This window comes from Methanosarcina subterranea (assembly GCF_055385895.1).
Genome location: NZ_AP042426.1, coordinates 3,052,923 through 3,070,008 on the forward strand (window position 1 = coordinate 3,052,923; position 17,086 = coordinate 3,070,008).

The window sequence follows — 17,086 nt, forward strand, 5'->3', positions numbered from 1 at the left end:
AGACATTAGGTAATTTGAATGGCGTGACGGATCATTTCATGATTCCTGCAGGTCATCATTCCCTCTGAACATTACCGCTTTTGATACAAAGCATACCCCTATAGCCGGCATGCAAATAGTCCAGTAAAAAGCCAGAAGCAACAACACCGTCTCAATACTCGACCATTTTGAAATTTCCCTGAATGCAAGAAGAAGGAAAAATATAGAAAAGATACTTGCTGCAGATGAAATCACAACGTATACATTTTTCGAACTATCGTGTCCATATGAGGATGAGAAAAATAATACCGAGCATGGGGATAGCAATGCCAGCACAGCTATCCAGAGTACTTCTACTGTGCTTATGGGGTCGCTAAGAAATGGTTTTCCACTGGAATAGGCCAGAAAATTCGTTATAACGAATACAGACAGGGAAATACACAGAGGAATTGCCAGATACCATCGAGATAACATTTTTCTGGCTTCCAGTACGAAAAGTACGGAGCCAAAAAGGGAGATTACGCTCAGTACTTTGATGATGGCGACGAAAAGTAAATCAGATGCTAGCAAATCGGACGCGAGAAAGTTAGGGCTTATAACAGACATCGAGCGGAATATAACGGATACGAAGCTTGTAACCCAGGTCATCATAAAGATAACCGATGTCAACGCCAGCGCAATGTTTATCCTCATTAAATCATCACCGTAAAATGGAAGTCATGTGAGTATGAAACGGGCTGTCATAATATAATAATGAAACACTGACAGCCGATTTTTGCTGGCTCCAATGTGACAGACCCTTCATACAGGGTGCTGTAGCTCCCTTTCAATCGTATGAAATGAACACCCTAACCTTAGATCGAATATTAAATATAGCTTACTATCTAACATCTGTCCTGTAGACATCCATATGCCCCGGATTCACATAATATAGGCAAAAACAGCTCTTTGTGATGCGCAAAGGATTCCTGGGAGCTCTTACAACTAATTTCCAAATTAAAGTCAGCCTGATAACTGATTATAATAATTTTAAAATATTAATGAATCTTAAAGTATTTTCAGCACATGAAAAATGCCCAGCTGGCAGCTGCCCGAACAGTTAAGCCAGCTCAGATCCGTCCATATTTTTCTTTTTGTTGAATAGTTTAGCGTTCCGTAATTGCTCGTTTGATATGTTCCGGGACATCTGAAAATCGAATCTTCCATTTTCTCTTCTGCGCTGCATAAGACTTGATCCGGCTACCAGCCCGCGAGAAAAAATAGCAGTGAACTCATGCCGGTATTAGGAGAAACTAATACAGAAATGCCTTTCTGGCCCGATAAATAAATCTCGGTTTTCGAATTCTGCGGCTTGACCGCAGCTTGACCGCAGAAAAAACATTTCTATAAAGCCGAGAAATATAATCTTAATATTTTCGATATTTATTAGTTTAAAACAGGGGGGATTTCATTAAAGTAGAGCAGGAAGGTTCAAAAATTGAAAAGAAAATAATCGGACAACCTTTTCCTGAAATTACATCAAAATCACTTACAGGTAGGGTTGTGACCCTTCCGAAAGCTGTGAAAGGAAAGGTGGCACTCATCTGTATTGCTTTTGTGCGAAGTGCACAGGGTATGATCGATTCCTGGGCTCTCCCTTTTGAGCAGGAATTCGGAAAAAACAGCAGGTTTGTGGTCTACGAAGTCCCGATGATAAACGCAGGCTGGAAGGTTCTCTCCTGGATGATTGATTCCGGTATGAGAAGTGGGATATCGGTGGAGAAACATGATAAAGTGGTTACCTTTTATGGGGATTACTCCGGCTACCAGAAAGCTCTTGGGATGGGAAACACGAACTTTGCCTATGTTTTCTTACTGGATCCGGCAGGCATTGTCCGCTGGAAAGGACAGGGATACGCCAGCCCTGAAACCGAAAAAGAACTTTTCAATAATGCAATAGCTCTTAAATGACTCTCAAATGGCTTCAAGTGAATCTTAAATGATAGTAAATTTCAAGTAAAAATTTCAAGTAAAGTAGAGGGGAAATGGAGGGGAAAATGAAAGGAACAAAGATAATACTTGGTTTTTTCGCTCTTGCTGTCCTTATTTTTTCGGCTTATGTTGTCCTGAGAACAGTGCCCGTTAATAACTGCGGGGAAAAAGGGACAGGGCTTGCCTGTATCGAGCTTCCGCCCGGCTTTTCGATTGACTATTACATTGAGGATGTTGAAGGTGCAAGGTCTATGGCTCTCAGTCCGAATGGGACGCTTTTTGTCGGAAGTCGGAGTGAAGGAAAGGTCTATGCCATTCTTGACCGGAATGCGGATAATAAAGCTGATGATGTAATCGTACTTGCCGAAGGCCTTGATATGCCAAATGGGGTGGCATTCATGAACGAATCCCTGTATGTAGCCGAGATTTCAAGAGTGATTCGCTACGATGATATCGAAGCAAGGCTTGAAAACCCGCCTGAGCCGGTTGTGGTCAACGCAGACTTCCCTTCCGACAGCTCACACGGCTGGAAATACATAAAGTTCGGTCCCGATGGAAAGCTGTATGTGCCTGTGGGGATGCCCTGTAATGTCTGCAACCTCGAAGAGGAAGATGAACGCTATGGAACGATCATGCGGATGGAGCCTGACGGGAGCCAGCTCGAGATCTTTGCAAGAGGAATAAGGAATACGGTAGGTTTTGCCTGGCATCCCGAAACCGAAGAGTTATGGTTTACGGATAATGGCAGGGATTGGCTTGGAGACGATTTGCCTCCGGATGAACTTAACAGGGCACCTGAGCCCGGTATGCACTTTGGGTTTCCTTATTGTCACGCAGGCGATATCCCTGACCCGGAATTTGGAGAACTTCGGAACTGCTCCGAATTCACAGCGCCTGAGATTAAACTGGGTCCGCATGTTGCTGCCCTTGGGATGGTCTTTTACACAGGCACAATGTTCCCTGAAGAATACAGGAATCAGGTCTTTATTGCCGAGCACGGTTCATGGAACAGGAAAACTCCCATAGGCTACCGGGTAACTCTGGTCAGGTTGGAGAACGGAACCCCTGTAAGCTATGAACCTTTTGCTGACGGCTGGCTCCAGGGGTTTGCAGACTGGGGAAGGCCTGTGGATGTCCTTGTAATGCCTGACGGAGCTTTGCTTGTATCGGATGATAAGAATAATGCGGTCTACAGGATCAGTTACAGCTGACCATGATACTTTACAAACCAAAATCTAAAAGCTGACATCTTAAAACTGATACCTTACAAGCATGTTAAAGGAGCCAAAATAATTAAAAACTTCTCGGATTCGGTAAATCTCGGATTCGGTAAAAATACTTATGATTATATCTTCATATACGATAAGCAGGGGGTGAATAATTGTTATCTAAAATTCCTATAGACCTTAAGAAAGTATCTGAAGAGGATATTGATAAGGAAATTCTCAGAGCCGGAATTGTTGCCGAGATCGATGCTGTAAACCTTTACGAGCAGATGGCTGCCCTTACTAAAAATGAGAATATAAGAGCAGTCCTCATGGACGTGGCAAAAGAAGAAAAAACACACATAGGGGAGTTCCAGGCGCTTTTACTTCGGTTCGATGCCCAGCAAAAACAAGAACTTGAAGCCGGAGCCAGGGAGGCTGAGGAGGAACTGTCAAAATAAACAGATCGGATAAGCCTTCTGACTTCCAGGTTTCGAATTTCTCCGGATGGTTTCAGATTCCAGGGAAAAATCCTTGCTTAAATTTTTTAACTTTTATTTTATAGATCATTTTGTTTTTTATTTCTTTATTTGTGTATCACATTCATCTCTATTTATTTTTTACATTTATATTTACTTTTTATATTTATATTTATTTTTATATCGTATTTATTTTTATATCGTACTTATTTTTATATCGTACTTATTTTTATATCGTATTTATTTTTGAATTTATTTCTAGATTGTATTTACATCTGTATTAATTTTCTTAGATACAGATTTCTTAAAAATATTTCTTAAAAGTAATCTTTAAAATATTTCTTAATATTGATTTCCTGCAATAAATTCTTCAAGCATACGATACGCCTCATCATCTGAATACTGTCTGGGAGGGTGCTTCATAAAATATGCAGAAGGCTGATAAAGGATTCCTCCTCTCCCCCTGTCAAGTGCCAGTTTGCAGCACCTGATGGCATCGATTACAACGCCTGCAGAGTTAGGGGAGTCTTCTACCGACAGCCGGAGTTCAAGATTCATTGGCACATCCCCGAAGAGTTTTCCTTCCATCCTCAGGAAGCAGACTTTGTTATCTTTTTGCCAGGGAACATAGTCACTCGGACCAACATGAATATTTCCGTTATCAAGCCTTTCCGCAAGCACGGACTGGACAGCTTCTGTCTTAGAGGTTTTTTTGGATGCAAGCCGGTTCCGGTTTAGCATGTTAAGGAAATCCGTATTCCCACCTGTATTTAGCTGATAGGTCTTTTCCACTTTTACACCGCGCTTCTTAAAAAGGTCGGCAAGAGTCCTGTGAACGATAGTCGCTCCTAGCTGGGATTTGATGTCATCACCTATGATAGGAAGCTTCTTTTCTTCAAAGCGCTTCGCCCATCCAGGATCGCTCGCAATGAAAACAGGCATGCTGTTGATAAAAGCACAGCCGGCTTCAAGAGCACATTCGGCATAAAAACGGGCAGCCTCTTCGGAACCTACAGGCATGTAATTTACAAGAATCTCGGCTCCTGAATTCTGCAGGACATTTACAATATCCTCTTTTACCGCACCCTCTCCTTCCACAGGCAGAAACCTGCAGTCCTCAGGATAATTGATAAGGTGTTCGGAGCAGCCGTCCAGAATCCTTCCCATTTTCACCTCAACGCCTGTTTTCGGCACATCAGGACAGAAAGCAGCTGTGCAATTCGGAAGGGAAAATATTGCTTCTGATACGTCCTTTCCAATTTTCCTTCTATCAATATCAAAGGCTGCTGCCACTTCAATATCGGATGGTAAATATCCCCCAAGGTCCCGATGCATCAGACCAATTGTATCTGCGTTTTCTTTTTTTCTGTAATACTCAATCCCCTGCAGAAGTGAACTCGCACAGTTCCCAACTCCTGCAATGGCAATTTTTATACTGTCTTTACCTGCCATTGGAGTCCCCCAAATAAGCTCAAAATAATATGAGATATATTTAATTTCCCGGTTCTCATTTATCTGCAGTTCCCAAAGCCAATCTCCAGAGATACCCCCATCCAGGATAAGGAATGAAAACTGTAATGCTTCTTATCTTATGAAGAAAATACTATAAAAAACGTTTTACAAAAAAAAGAGTTAATGTGACACTGTAGATCCAGCTTTTCTGTGTGGTTTAGGCTATTTTATGCTGTTATCCGGCTCTTATACCTTTTACAATCAATTTACTCTCTTAACGGGAAACTTTAACAGAATCCAGATTAAGGGGTATTTAAGATTGATATAACCTTACATGTTTATCCAGAGTACCAGAAGAAGGTGAACTCCAACAAAAACCGGCACAAGGTACTTGAACATGGGTTTATGAGTCTTGTGCCTGAACTGCATCATTCCTAGCCATGCGCCAATCGGGCCGAAAAGGGAAAGGATTAGCAGGGTTTTTTCCGATATTCGCCACATTTCCTTTCTTGCTTTATACTTGTCCAGCCCGTAAAGGGCAAAAGAAGCTGCGTTGAGGGCGGCATAAATGAGAGGGAAAAGAAAGTAAATAACTTCTGTCATGGGAAAGGATTCTCCTTAATAATAATTAAAGCATTCTAAATTATATTGAATCCATTATTTAGGTTAATTAATTTGGTTTGATTAATTTGCTTGAAAAGATAGCTCAAAAAATATGCAACCAACATAAGTAGTTGATGAAGTTATCGATTGGTTTCAAAAAAATGTTTGGACTTGAGGTTGCCTGTAGAGATGCCCATGGTCCTCCTAGATTTCAATATCAGAGTTGATGGCGCCTTCGAGTACTCTGTAGCCTGCGCTATTTCCAGGATAAAAGAGTTAAGGAAGCTGTTTTGTATTAAGTGTAGAGGCTTCGTGTGAGTTAAAAATAGTATCCAGATGGCTTCTTAGTATGTAAAACAAAATTATAGAGCAATTTTATAAATAATAGGTAAAGAATTCACTTGTTGTAAGATATTATTAGAGATCTGCTTGAGACTACATTTATGTCAAATTCTATTAAACAAAAGGACCAGACGAAAGAAGGTCTAATAAACGCTAACTTCCTGCTTTAAAAGAGGGATCGGGGAATTATGGGGGCTTCTAACCTTCCAGAGAAGGATGAACTAGAGATCCAAATGCAAAAACGGATTACTGAATTGGAAAAGGCTAATCAAGACTTGCGTGCCGAGAATATGGCACTGAACCGGGATATCACCAAGCACAAAAAGGCTGAGGAAGAATCGGGCCAGAATGAGCAACATTTTGGGCTGAAGCTGGAGAATAACCTCTCAACTTCCAGAAAGGCAGAAAACCTTGAGCTGGCAGAGATAATTGATATTCAGGCAGTCCAGTCCATCATGGATGACTTTTATAAATTTGCTCACATTACCATGGCCTTACTTGATCTCAAAGGCAATGTTCTGATAGGTGTTGGATGGCAGGATATCTGCACCAGGTTCCATAGGGTTCACCCCGAAACCTGCAAGCACTGTGCGGAAAGTGATACAAAGCTGTCCGCAGGCGTCCCTCCTGGAGAGTTTAAGCTGTACAGGTGCAAAAATAACATGTGGGACATAGTAACTCCTATCATTGTTGCCGGCCAGCATGTTGGCAACATCTTCTCAGGTCAGTTCTTTTTTGACGACGAGTCTGTGGACTACGAACTCTTCCGAACCCAGGCTAGAAAATATGGATTTAATGAAGAGGAATACATAGCAGCTCTAGAAAAAGTTCCACGGCTGAGCAGAGAAACTGTTGAAAATAGCATGTCCTTCTTCATGAAACTTGCCAATATGCTCTCACAGCTAAGTCACAGTAACATCAAGTTAGCCCAGTCGCTAGAGGAACGCAATACTCTGGTTGATGATTTAGACCGTGCCCAGGCTGTGGGAAATGTAGGAAGTTGGCGTCTGAATGCGCATAAAAACGAATTAACCTGGTCCGATGAAAATCATCGTATATTCGGCATTCCAAAGGGTACTCCTTTGACCTATGAGACTTTTCTTTCAACAGTTCATCCGGATGATAGGGAATATGTTGATAATGAGTCGAAGGCAGGGCTGGAGGGGAAACCATACGACATAGAGCACCGCATTATCGTGGACGGTAAGATCAAGTGGGTACGTGAAAAAGCATATCTTGAGTTTGACAAAGATGGAGCTGTCGTAAGCGGTTTTGGTATAACCCAGGATATAACCGAGCGTAGGCAGGCGGAGCACCAGCTCAGCAACGAACTGGCACGAACGACCGGCTTATACGAGCTCTATACCCGATCATCGAACCTATCAGACCGTGAACTCTACAATTTCGCACTCAATCAAGCCGTCAAGATAACCGATAGCACGATCGGCTTCTTCCACCTCGTCTCCGAGGACGAGGAAGAGATCATCCTCACCATCTGGAACCAGGAAGCATTGAGGTCGTGCACAGCAGGGGACGAAGGGCATTACCCTATTAAAAAGGCAGGTAACTGGATCGATTGCGTCCGGCTAAAGCGGCCGGTGGTCTACAACGACTTTCCTTCCTCACCGAACCAAAAAGGGCTGCCGGCCGGACACGCTACAGTGAATCGATTCATGAGCGTGCCGGTCACCGAGAACGGCAAGGTGAGGATCATCTTCGGTGTGGGCAACAAGCTGGATGAGTACGACGACCGCGATGTCATGCAGCTCCAATTGGTGGCTAATGAGCTTAACAAGATTATGAAGCTGCGTCGCATCGAGAACGAGGTCCGGGAGAGCGAGACCTTCCTCCGAGATATCATGGAGAATGTCTCGGACGCCATCTTCGTCAAGGACAGAGAAGCCCGGATGATCCTGGCAAATCCGGCTTACTATAGGCTTATGGGCGAATCCCCTGAAGAGATCCTTAATAAGACCGTTGCCGATTTTCACCTTCCTGAGATAGCCAGGAAGCTAGCGGAGGATGACAAACGAGTCATGGAGACCGGAAAAGGGACAACCTTAGAGGAGAGAATATTTACATCACATGGATGGCGCATCCTCCAGACCGTAAAAGCACCGTACTATGATGGACAGGGCAACATCATAGGATTGATAGGAGTGGCGCGGGACATCACCGAGCACAGACAGGCAGAAGAAGCTCTAAAAAAAGCACATGACAATTTAGAAAAACTAGTCGAAGAGCGTACAGCAGAACTTGAGAAATCATACAACTCATTGAAGGAAAGTGAAAGAAGTCTTGCTGAAGCTCAAAAGATAGCTCATCTTGGAAGTTGGGATTGGAATCTTGTAACTGGTGAATCATACTGGTCTGATGAAATGTATCTTATTTACGGGCGCAATCCTCAAGAACCAAGTTCAACTTACAAGGAACTTTTACAATATATCCATCCCGAAGATAGAGACTACGTGAGTAATGCTATCAAAAAAGCTTTACAAGGGCGGCCCCATAGAATTGATTATAGGATTATCCTGCCTGATGGGGAAGAACGCACAGTCCATTCACAATCAGAAATTATTTTTGATGAAAAAAATATCCCTATCAGAATGAAGGGAACAACTCAGGACATTACGGAGCGTAAGAAGGCTGAAGAAGCTCTTAGAAACCTTGAAATAATTCGTAAAAAGGAAATTCATCACAGGATTAAAAATAACCTGCAGGTTATCTCTTCTCTCTTAGATCTTCAGGCTGAAAAGTTCAATAACAGAGAATATGTAAAGGATTCGGAAATTATTGAAGCTTTCAGGGAAAGTCAGGATAGAGTAATATCAATCGCCTTGATTCACGAGGAACTACACGAAGAGGAAGGAACAACCGATACCCTGAATTTTTCTCTATACCTGCAGAGACTCGTTGAGAGTCTATTTCAGACATACAAATTTGGAAATACTGATATCAGCCTAAATCTAGATCTTGAAGAGAATATTTTCTTTGACATGGATACTTCAGTTCCATTAGGGATGATTGTTAATGAGCTTGTTTCCAATTCCCTAAAATATGCATTTCCAGACAAAAGAAAAGGAGAAATCCAGATTAAACTATTTAGTGAAGAAGCCACCAGTGAAATGAATGCCAGAGGGGAGCTTTTCGAGAAAGGTAAAAGATATACCTTAATTATTTCAGATGATGGGATTGGTATTCCCAAACAAATAAACTTAGAGAATACGGAGACTCTTGGTCTGCAGCTTGTAAGTATTCTGGTAGAACAGTTAGACGGTCAGGTCGAGCTTAAAAGAGATAATGGGACTGAATTTGTAATTAGCTTCGGCGCAGAAGAAAAAGAAAATTAAAACATAGTTCTCTATTGCTTTCGTAGGGTATACTTGCACTACTTCATAATAAAAGAGGTAAGGAAGCTACTTTTAACCAGGTGTAGAAGCTCTTTGTGGGTTGAAAATTGTGTCCGAAGGGGCTGAGATCCTTCTTCAATCGGATACCCCAAAGCCTCCAGGGATTGAACCTAGCAGAACATTTCATTTCACCTGTGGTACGCGGGGTAGAGCCTGTATGACTTGTCTTCAGTAGAGGGAAGGATGACTCAGGAAGCCGGTAAATCTTTAGTTTAGCGGTAGTTCACCGTCTAAACCTCTGATCCTGAAAGCCGGACGTCACCTTCTAATCCTTGTTTTCCTGGGACTCACGGTTCATCTGATTTTTCCCCAGATTACTTATTTTGAAGAGTCCCTTCAGGTAATCAGGACAATGGCTTTATGGGCTGTACTGCTCGCTGGACTTGCACAGATTATAGGTTATATCGGATACGGTTATCTTATTAATTCGGTTCTGGCAATAGCAAACCAGCATATTTCAATATTAAAACCGGAGTTTATACTTTATAGTATAAAGCCACATCAAGCGACATGATCTACATAGGGTCTAACAAAAAATTAATTATGTTGGGTAACAATTCCAAGCATTTTAATATAAAACCGACAAATATAGAACCAATTAAATAAATCGGTGTGGCACAAAAATAGTTAATTTCCCACTATATGGGGTCTAACACAGGATCTCTGTAACAAGACGCCCTATTATGGTTTCTTTAGTATAATATGGTGAAAATCATATAAGTATCAATCGGTGGGCTAGTTCAATATGTGGCGACGCCAAAATTGAACGAAACAAGTTTGGAACTTAATTAATTTCTTGTTAGACCTACATAATATCCATAGCTGCACCACGATTTTTATGAGATCTTATAAACTCCGGTAAAAGGAGTTGCCATCACTCTTGCTGCATCGAGTATGGGAATGCTGGCAGGCGACACTTTAGGGAATACTGCAGCTACCTACTGATGGGTAAGGAAAGCTGGCGTAAACGCAGAGGGCTCAGGACTTGCAGGTACACTGCCCACAATACTCAATAATACAATTCTAACGGTACCCACAACAATTGGAATAGTCCACATGCTTCTAGTTCACAAATTTTCTTTCGTGCAATTCTATGCTTTCCTCCTGATCCTTATTCTGCTGAGCCTGGATGTTTTGGCGGTAAGCTGGGGAAAAACGCACAGGACTAGTCCCTCGCCGGAGCCGGGAAAATATCAGCTTTCTTTGCCAGAATCCTGAACAGACCCTAAATTCAGTTCCAAAAGAGAACTCTTTAGTCGGCTCTTTGAAGCACTTGACATGCTAAATAACGGAGACTGGCAACGTCCAGCTCTTAGAGCTTCTTTTAAATAAATATTGATATGTTGGACTCTTTACTTTTTCTTTACATCTGTAGGACATTCAGTAAGCCCTTCAGTCCTGCTTGTGGGATACGGGCTCCTCCTCTTAAGGAGAATAGCCTTCCTCCTTCCCGAAGGAGTAGGTATTGTAGAGAGCACAATGGTTGCCCTTACACAGGCATGGGGGTACCTGGCTCAATTGCAGTTATTGTCGTACTTAGCTACAGGATGTTTTCTTTCCGGATTCCAACACTGATGGGATTCCCGATAGTGTTTTATCTGCAGAGTACATGAAGTTTATGAAAATTTCTGTGAAAATTTCTGCTATTTGATCCGAATTGTAGATAATTGTAAATCTGGCTGTTATCAACCTGTTAAAAATGAGTTTTTCGTTATATTTCCAGACTGCGGAGAACATTGGACGAAACGGCCATTCCCATGCAGGTGTCTAGTGTTGTCGAGGACATTATCCCTATTACCTTCCCTCCCTGCACGATAGGAGAGCCGCTGTCCTCCGGCTCTGGCATATCATGGCACTGGAAGCCCAGAAAAAGCAATGAAGCTCCGGAATTAACCACCCTACAATAATGGATAGTGCGGATGTTATTGATGAGCACAGCCAGCTCCAGTTCTGCCGGGCTGCCAAACTCCGTGATTTCAACCTCGCTGCCAGCAGGAAGTTCTATCAGGGCTAAACCATGGTCTTTCAAAATTCTCGTGACAGCGAGTCTCTTTCCATCAACTGTCAGGCGGTCTCCTTCCCCCTGGAATATATGGGAAACCGTGACCATGTAAAGCACTCCTTTGAGCGAGATTACAGCGCCAATAGTACCGCGTTTTCCATTGTGAAAAAAAGAATTACCTGATTTTATCATAAGCTTTCGCCAACCTGCCGGTTTCGCCCGGACATGGTTTATGGTATTTCCGAGGTTTACGTTAAATTGGGTTTTAATTATATTTAACGTTATATATTAACTGGGGATTAATCAGATTCTTTAATGCTTCCCCTTAATCCGGGTATTATTCTGTGAACCCGTTTCCGGTACTCCAGATATTCGTCACCGAACTGCGCCACCAGCCTTGTCTCCCAGTGCAGGGACCCCAGATAAAAGTATATGGTAGTCAAAAGGTATACGATAAGCAGATTTACGGTCATAACAGGAGTGAGCCAGACCATGGCCACCCCCGAGAGCAGGAAGGGGTCCCTTACCCACCGGTAAACGCCCCGGATCTTCAGGGAATCTGTTTCGGAAGCCTGCGGGCCTGATAGCTGCGAGCGTATTTTGAACCGGTGCTGGGCATCCCGAAAAGCTATGGGGGCAAGCATTCCGGCAATCAACTGTCCCCCTACCATGAGCCAGCGCCAGGGCGAAGGTATTTTGTAAAGAACCCGTCCCGGATTTTTGTAGAGCTGATAGACAAGCGGCAAGATAGTCAGCACTGCAGTAAGGCTGTATGCCGGCAGATAGAGCTTTTCTGCTCCGGGACCAGCGACTCTCATGACAAGGCGTTTGAAGGGCAGGCTCGCAGTCAGGCTGTGAATAACTGCAAATGCAACCAGAGAAAAAACAGCAGTAATTTTGGAAGAAACCAATTCCAGCAGTCCCCCTTATTTTATTTATAGTATATATCGCCACACCAGTATGAAAAGTTTACTTATAATGCCTTAAAAATATTAGAAGTACAGAAAATTGCAGGAAATTGCAGGAAATTGATATGGACAAGAATTGATATGGACATAATATTTGATAAATTAGAGTTTGTCAAACCTCCAGAGACAAATTAAAGATAAAATTTTCAATTCAAATTTTTCTCCCACAATCATAACAACAACCTTTATGAACACAGATTGTACCACCACATTCGGTGCATGTCCATCTTATTTGTTCATTTCTTAGAAATTCCCCTATCCCACATTTTCTAATATTTTCAAGATTTTCAATCATACTCATACTGTATCTGGTACGATACCTTTTGTCCAGATTTTTTAAATTCTTGCAGGGAAAATTTTCACATTCAAAACAAAATGTTAATTTGTTTTCTGTTAAAGTTTCACATGTTTTTGTTTTGCATACGACTCGAGTAACAGGTTTGTTAGCGTCAATTCTACAGCCTGGGCATTTATTTTTCTTCCTTAAGTAAGCCATACAAATACAACAATTCATTCCACAGGGAGCAATGAGCAGAGCTTCATTCATAATATCATACTCCTTTATACCGCGTGTATCTTTAGATAGTAATTTTAGATAGAATTTTAGGTAGTAATTTTAGATAATAATTTTAGATAGTAATGTCCATAAAGTTTAAACATATGCTGACTGTAACATAAGTCCCATTTTTACTGTAAAGTAAGCCAAAAGTAAAAATGTGTATAGTTTTACTGTAAAATGTGAAACATTAATTCTGCAGGTCTGGATGTTCATGCAGATTTTTTACATAAGATGAGCCAGAGTAAAAACAGTTTAGCTTATGACCTTCTAGAGCCTTTCAGGTTCTTTATAGATCTAAAGTGGGGCTAAAATGGAGGAATTTTTTTAGGATATTTGTTTGGAATAATTATTACAGAAGCTGTATAAAAATAAAGGTTCTAAAAATTAAAAGTATTAAGTCAACTTCTAACTAAGTCAACTTTTAACTTTTTCAAATCATTTAATAACAATAGTCTTATGAACCCACAACTTTCCATTATAACCACTGCACTTGATAGTCATACAACTAATATAATAACCAGTCTTTGCATACTTGTGTACCGGATTTTTTAGTTGTGGAGTAATTTTAGTTCCTTCGAGTGAAGTTCCATCTCCAAAGTCCCATCTGATATATGTCTCTGTACCTTTTGACAGGTCCTTGAATTGTACTATTCGTGGATCAGTTGTCGAAGCGGCTATCGCCGTATAATCGATAGAATTACCCCCGCCAGTTAGACGCTCTGTTGCTGGAGGAGTTCCTGCACCAAGGGGAGTTTTGTATACAGTAATTGATGCAGAAGCTGCTGTAGACAATAAAGCCAACATCATTAATGTAGTGAAAGCAGATAAAGTTATTTTCCACATAAACTTTCTATTATTTTTCATTTTATTTCCTCCTGTTTTTTTCCTTAGTTTTATCAGGAAACACCTGTAAACAAAAATAACAGGGTAAATTAACATATAAACATACTTATTTTCAGGGAATTAAATAAAAATCGAAACGCGAGTTTAAAGCTTTATAATGCTTTATTTTTTTGCATAAAACATTATAACATTATAAATTCATTCAATATTGTTCTCAATTGTTACAATCTAAAAAACAAGGATTATGAGTAAGTTATATCATAATAAATCTTAAGAAAGTCCTTTATTATTACGAGAGTGTGGAGGGTATGAATGCCCCACCCTTTACAGACTGTCCAACAATTCAATTTCAGGACGAAGATATGTATAAAATAAGGCACTTAAAGCCTTTAAATCGAAAAAGAAGGAATTAAATTATTATTATCATTATTATCATTATTATCATTATTATTATTATTATTATTATTATTATTATTATTAGTATTATTATTATTAGTATTATTATCAGCGACTGTCGGACAGCCTGTTTAGGGTGGGTTACTGCCCGCAATATGATTTCCGGCAAGAATCGGCTAAATATCCACAATTTACCAGAACTCCATCAATTTCGGGCATGTGGGTATGGCCATTACACAGTACCGATAGCCGTGCTTCTCAACATACCTCCTGGCCCCTCATCAATAATCCTAATCTGCTCTGTATACACTTCTCATCTCCCAACACTCAAACGGAGTCCTATCTTGAAACCAGGCTGAGAAAAATAGGGGATACGGAAACCGCAAATATTCTTTCTAAATTAGGGACTAAGCTGAAATTAATGCTGAAAAGCCGATAGAGTCAGATGAAGAACCTCGGAAATACGTTTTCTTCCAAAAAAGGATAGATACTGACAGCATTATCATCTATGGAGAAGAGGGAACATAACCTTAGAGGCTATCAGATGGTTGATTAACCACAATGTTCAGATTTCTATTCTTAATTGGGATAGCAAACTCTTAACAACAATACTTCCTCCTGAAAGTACCAATGTAAAAAAACGTTATCAAGGTAAATTGTAAAAGAGTGTAAAATAACAGTCTATACTTTACACCTTTTTACAAGATCCATTTTGGAATTGGTTTGCATTAACTTGTACTAATTTGAGATTGAATGGTTGCTATCAAAAAGAAAAAACACAAATAAGAATGAGGGACAGCCGTTTAGGATGCAGCTATGCCACATATTTTCCTAATATGAGATAAATTAAACAAAAGATTTGGTATTAACTTGAAGAGGCCAGTAAAAATAGGAATCAAACATAGTAATACGCTTAAAAGGATAAAGAATAAGGCTACGAAAAAGGAGAGAATCAATCAAGTTACTGCACGTTTTCAGAAGAGCCTACATATCCTCGCGATGGTAGGCTCAGTTCTTAATATCGTATTCATTACGTACTTATATAGAATTTCAGGAGATTGGACTCAACTGGGAGCGGCTTGTGGGTGGATAGTGGCGTTGATGTACGAATATATAGTTATAAAAAAGTGTCCACACTCAACAGATACAGAAAATTCTTGAATTTTTAAATCATTTTTGAGTCATTTCTAAGTCAATTCATATCCATTGCTTCCCCTTGACAAGCAAAATATTAAGATTTCTCAACATTCCCAACCAAACACCTCACCTCAACAATGTTTATATTTGGAAAGGATTACTGTACAGGTTGAGTTTTCCGAACATTTTATATTACTCATAGGATTATTTAATATAGCATGGCATGTAGAGACATGGCATCCATGCATTAAAATTTATGACCTGAGAACGGTTTTACAAATTAAAAGAAGGTCCTTTTAATGAAATACTGGCAGCCGAAATATGAAACAATGAATCCCGAAGAACTGAAGAGACTTCAACTAAAACGCCTGCAACACAGCACAAAGCTGGTTTATGACAATGTTCCTTTCTACAGGCAGAAGTTCACGGAGGCAGGAGTCACTCCTGATGACATCAAAACCCTTGAAGATGTCCATAAACTGCCTTTCACACGCAAAACAGACCTTCGGGACAACTATCCTTTCGGCCTTTTTGCTGCAAAAAAAGAAGATATAGTGCGAATCCATGCCTCCTCAGGAACCAGCGGGAAACCTACGGTTGTCGGATATACTGCAAAAGATATAGAGACCTGGTCTGATCTGATCGCCCGAAGCCTTACAATGATAGAGCTTTCAAAAGGTGACATTATCCAGAACTCCATGAATTACGGGCTGTTTACAGGAGGGCTCGGCTTCCATTACGGCGTTGAAAGAATGGGAGCCATGATAGTGCCAGCAGCAACAGGAAACACTGCCAGGCAGCTTGAGATGATGATCGACTTCGGGGTAACCGCAGTCCACTGCACCCCTTCCTACGCCTTCTATCTCGCCGAAACCGCAGAAGAACTTGACCTTATAGACAAGCTCTCCTTAAAAGCAGCCATCTTCGGAGGCGAGCCCTGGTCGGAAAATACGCGGAAGCAGCTTGAAAAGCGCCTTAACCTTAAAGCCTATGACTGCTACGGTCTCTCAGAAATGTTCGGGCCCGGAGTAGGTTTCGAATGCCAGGAACAGGATGGCCTTCACATCTGGAGTGATAACTTCCTCGTAGAAGTCCTTGACGAAAACGGAGAACAGGTATCGGAAGGCGAAAAAGGCGAACTCGTCTTAACCTCCCTCAGCAAGGAAGGCTTCTGCAACATAAGATACCGCACAGGCGACATGACAAAACTCCTCGAATGCGAGTGCGACTGCGGCAGGACAACCACAAAGATCTCCCGCCTCCTCGGCAGAGCCGATGACATGATGATCGTCAGAGGCATCAACGTCTTCCCCTCCCAGATCCAGGACGTCATCTCCAGAATCCCGGAGGTAGGCGAACACTTCCAGCTAATCCTTGACCGCAATAAACACATGCTCGACGAACTCACAATCGAGGTCGAACTTGAAGAAAACGCCTTTACCGGTGACCTAAAAGACCTCAAAGCCATCCAGAACCATGTCCAGCACGAACTCAAAGCTGTCCTGAATATCCGCACAAACGTCGAACTCCTTGAAAAAGGCAGCATCGAGCGGACCGCAGGAAAGGCAAAGAGGGTTATCGATAGGCGGCAGCAGATCTGAGCCCCGCATAGCCTTTAGAAAAATTACTGTTTAGTACTGAAGTGATCAGGGAATTTTTATTCTCTGATTTTCTTTAACTTTTTTGTGTCCATTAAACCAGTTTCAATTCCTTTTTTCAAACAGCAGCCGATTTGAAGTG

General features: G+C 41.3%; 14 protein-coding genes. 7 read left to right on the forward strand and 7 right to left on the reverse strand.

Annotated features, from left to right (window positions below; genetic code table 11):
* Window positions 1-36: 36 nt before the first annotated feature.
* Entirely contained in the window at window positions 37-672 is a 636-nt protein-coding gene (locus ACZ5A8_RS13330; RefSeq protein WP_464529622.1) for a hypothetical protein, read from the reverse strand.
* 819 nt (window positions 673-1,491) lie between these two features.
* On the opposite strand from ACZ5A8_RS13330, the gene ACZ5A8_RS13335 reads away from it, so the two are divergent.
* The 3 genes from ACZ5A8_RS13335 (at window position 1,492) to ACZ5A8_RS13345 (ending at window position 3,616) form a co-directional block, all read left to right on the forward strand.
* Window positions 1,492-1,929: a hypothetical protein gene (locus tag ACZ5A8_RS13335; RefSeq protein ID WP_464534130.1), complete on the forward strand. Its 438-nt coding sequence runs from the start codon at window positions 1,492-1,494 to the stop codon at window positions 1,927-1,929.
* 86 nt (window positions 1,930-2,015) lie between these two features.
* A complete protein-coding gene (locus ACZ5A8_RS13340; protein WP_464529624.1) occupies window positions 2,016-3,161 on the forward strand; it encodes a PQQ-dependent sugar dehydrogenase in 1,146 nt (381 codons plus the stop codon).
* A gap of 170 nt (window positions 3,162-3,331) precedes the next feature.
* Window positions 3,332-3,616, forward strand: a complete 285-nt coding sequence (locus ACZ5A8_RS13345) for a ferritin family protein (protein ID WP_464529626.1) — start codon at window positions 3,332-3,334, stop codon at window positions 3,614-3,616.
* Window positions 3,617-3,976: 360 nt separating this feature from the next.
* Here ACZ5A8_RS13345 and ACZ5A8_RS13350 read toward each other — a convergent pair whose 3' ends face one another.
* Both ACZ5A8_RS13350 and ACZ5A8_RS13355 read right to left on the reverse strand, forming a co-directional pair.
* Window positions 3,977-5,086, reverse strand: a complete 1,110-nt coding sequence (locus ACZ5A8_RS13350) for an inositol-3-phosphate synthase (protein ID WP_464529628.1) — start codon at window positions 5,084-5,086, stop codon at window positions 3,977-3,979.
* 330 nt (window positions 5,087-5,416) lie between these two features.
* The gene (locus ACZ5A8_RS13355) at window positions 5,417-5,689 is read right to left on the reverse strand and encodes a DUF1294 domain-containing protein (RefSeq protein WP_229388234.1); all 273 of its coding nucleotides are present in this window, start codon (window positions 5,687-5,689) and stop codon (window positions 5,417-5,419) included.
* Window positions 5,690-6,321: 632 nt separating this feature from the next.
* Here ACZ5A8_RS13355 and ACZ5A8_RS13360 point away from each other — a divergent pair.
* Complete coding sequence (locus tag ACZ5A8_RS13360) at window positions 6,322-9,381, forward strand: PocR ligand-binding domain-containing protein (RefSeq protein WP_464534131.1); 3,060 nt, start codon at window positions 6,322-6,324, stop codon at window positions 9,379-9,381.
* A 1,395-nt stretch (window positions 9,382-10,776) separates the two neighbouring features.
* Entirely contained in the window at window positions 10,777-11,016 is a 240-nt protein-coding gene (locus ACZ5A8_RS13365; RefSeq protein ID WP_464529630.1) for a hypothetical protein, read from the forward strand.
* Between the two features lie 136 nt (window positions 11,017-11,152).
* Here the strand turns inward: ACZ5A8_RS13365 and ACZ5A8_RS13370 are convergent, their stop codons facing one another.
* From ACZ5A8_RS13370 to ACZ5A8_RS13380, 3 genes are all read right to left on the reverse strand, one after another.
* Window positions 11,153-11,635 carry a serine protease gene (locus ACZ5A8_RS13370; RefSeq protein WP_322221841.1) on the reverse strand — a complete coding sequence of 161 codons (483 nt, stop codon included), beginning with the start codon at window positions 11,633-11,635 and terminating at the stop codon, window positions 11,153-11,155.
* A 107-nt stretch (window positions 11,636-11,742) separates the two neighbouring features.
* Window positions 11,743-12,354, reverse strand: coding sequence for a methyltransferase family protein (locus ACZ5A8_RS13375; RefSeq protein WP_322221839.1), 612 nt, complete (start codon window positions 12,352-12,354; stop codon window positions 11,743-11,745).
* A 208-nt stretch (window positions 12,355-12,562) separates the two neighbouring features.
* Window positions 12,563-12,958 (reverse strand): DUF3795 domain-containing protein, encoded by a 396-nt coding sequence (locus ACZ5A8_RS13380; protein WP_464529633.1) that lies wholly within the window; start codon window positions 12,956-12,958, stop codon window positions 12,563-12,565.
* A gap of 198 nt (window positions 12,959-13,156) precedes the next feature.
* On the opposite strand from ACZ5A8_RS13380, the gene ACZ5A8_RS13385 reads away from it, so the two are divergent.
* Window positions 13,157-13,279, forward strand: coding sequence for a CRISPR-associated endonuclease Cas1 (locus tag ACZ5A8_RS13385; protein WP_464534132.1), 123 nt, complete (start codon window positions 13,157-13,159; stop codon window positions 13,277-13,279).
* Between the two features lie 126 nt (window positions 13,280-13,405).
* On the opposite strand, the gene ACZ5A8_RS13390 is transcribed toward ACZ5A8_RS13385, so the two are convergent.
* Window positions 13,406-13,909 (reverse strand): PKD domain-containing protein, encoded by a 504-nt coding sequence (locus tag ACZ5A8_RS13390; RefSeq protein WP_464529635.1) that lies wholly within the window; start codon window positions 13,907-13,909, stop codon window positions 13,406-13,408.
* Between the two features lie 1,736 nt (window positions 13,910-15,645).
* Here ACZ5A8_RS13390 and ACZ5A8_RS13395 point away from each other — a divergent pair.
* On the forward strand, window positions 15,646-16,947 hold the full coding sequence (locus tag ACZ5A8_RS13395) for a phenylacetate--CoA ligase family protein (protein WP_464529637.1): 1,302 nt from the start codon (window positions 15,646-15,648) through the stop codon (window positions 16,945-16,947).
* The last annotated feature ends 139 nt before the right edge of the window (window positions 16,948-17,086 follow it).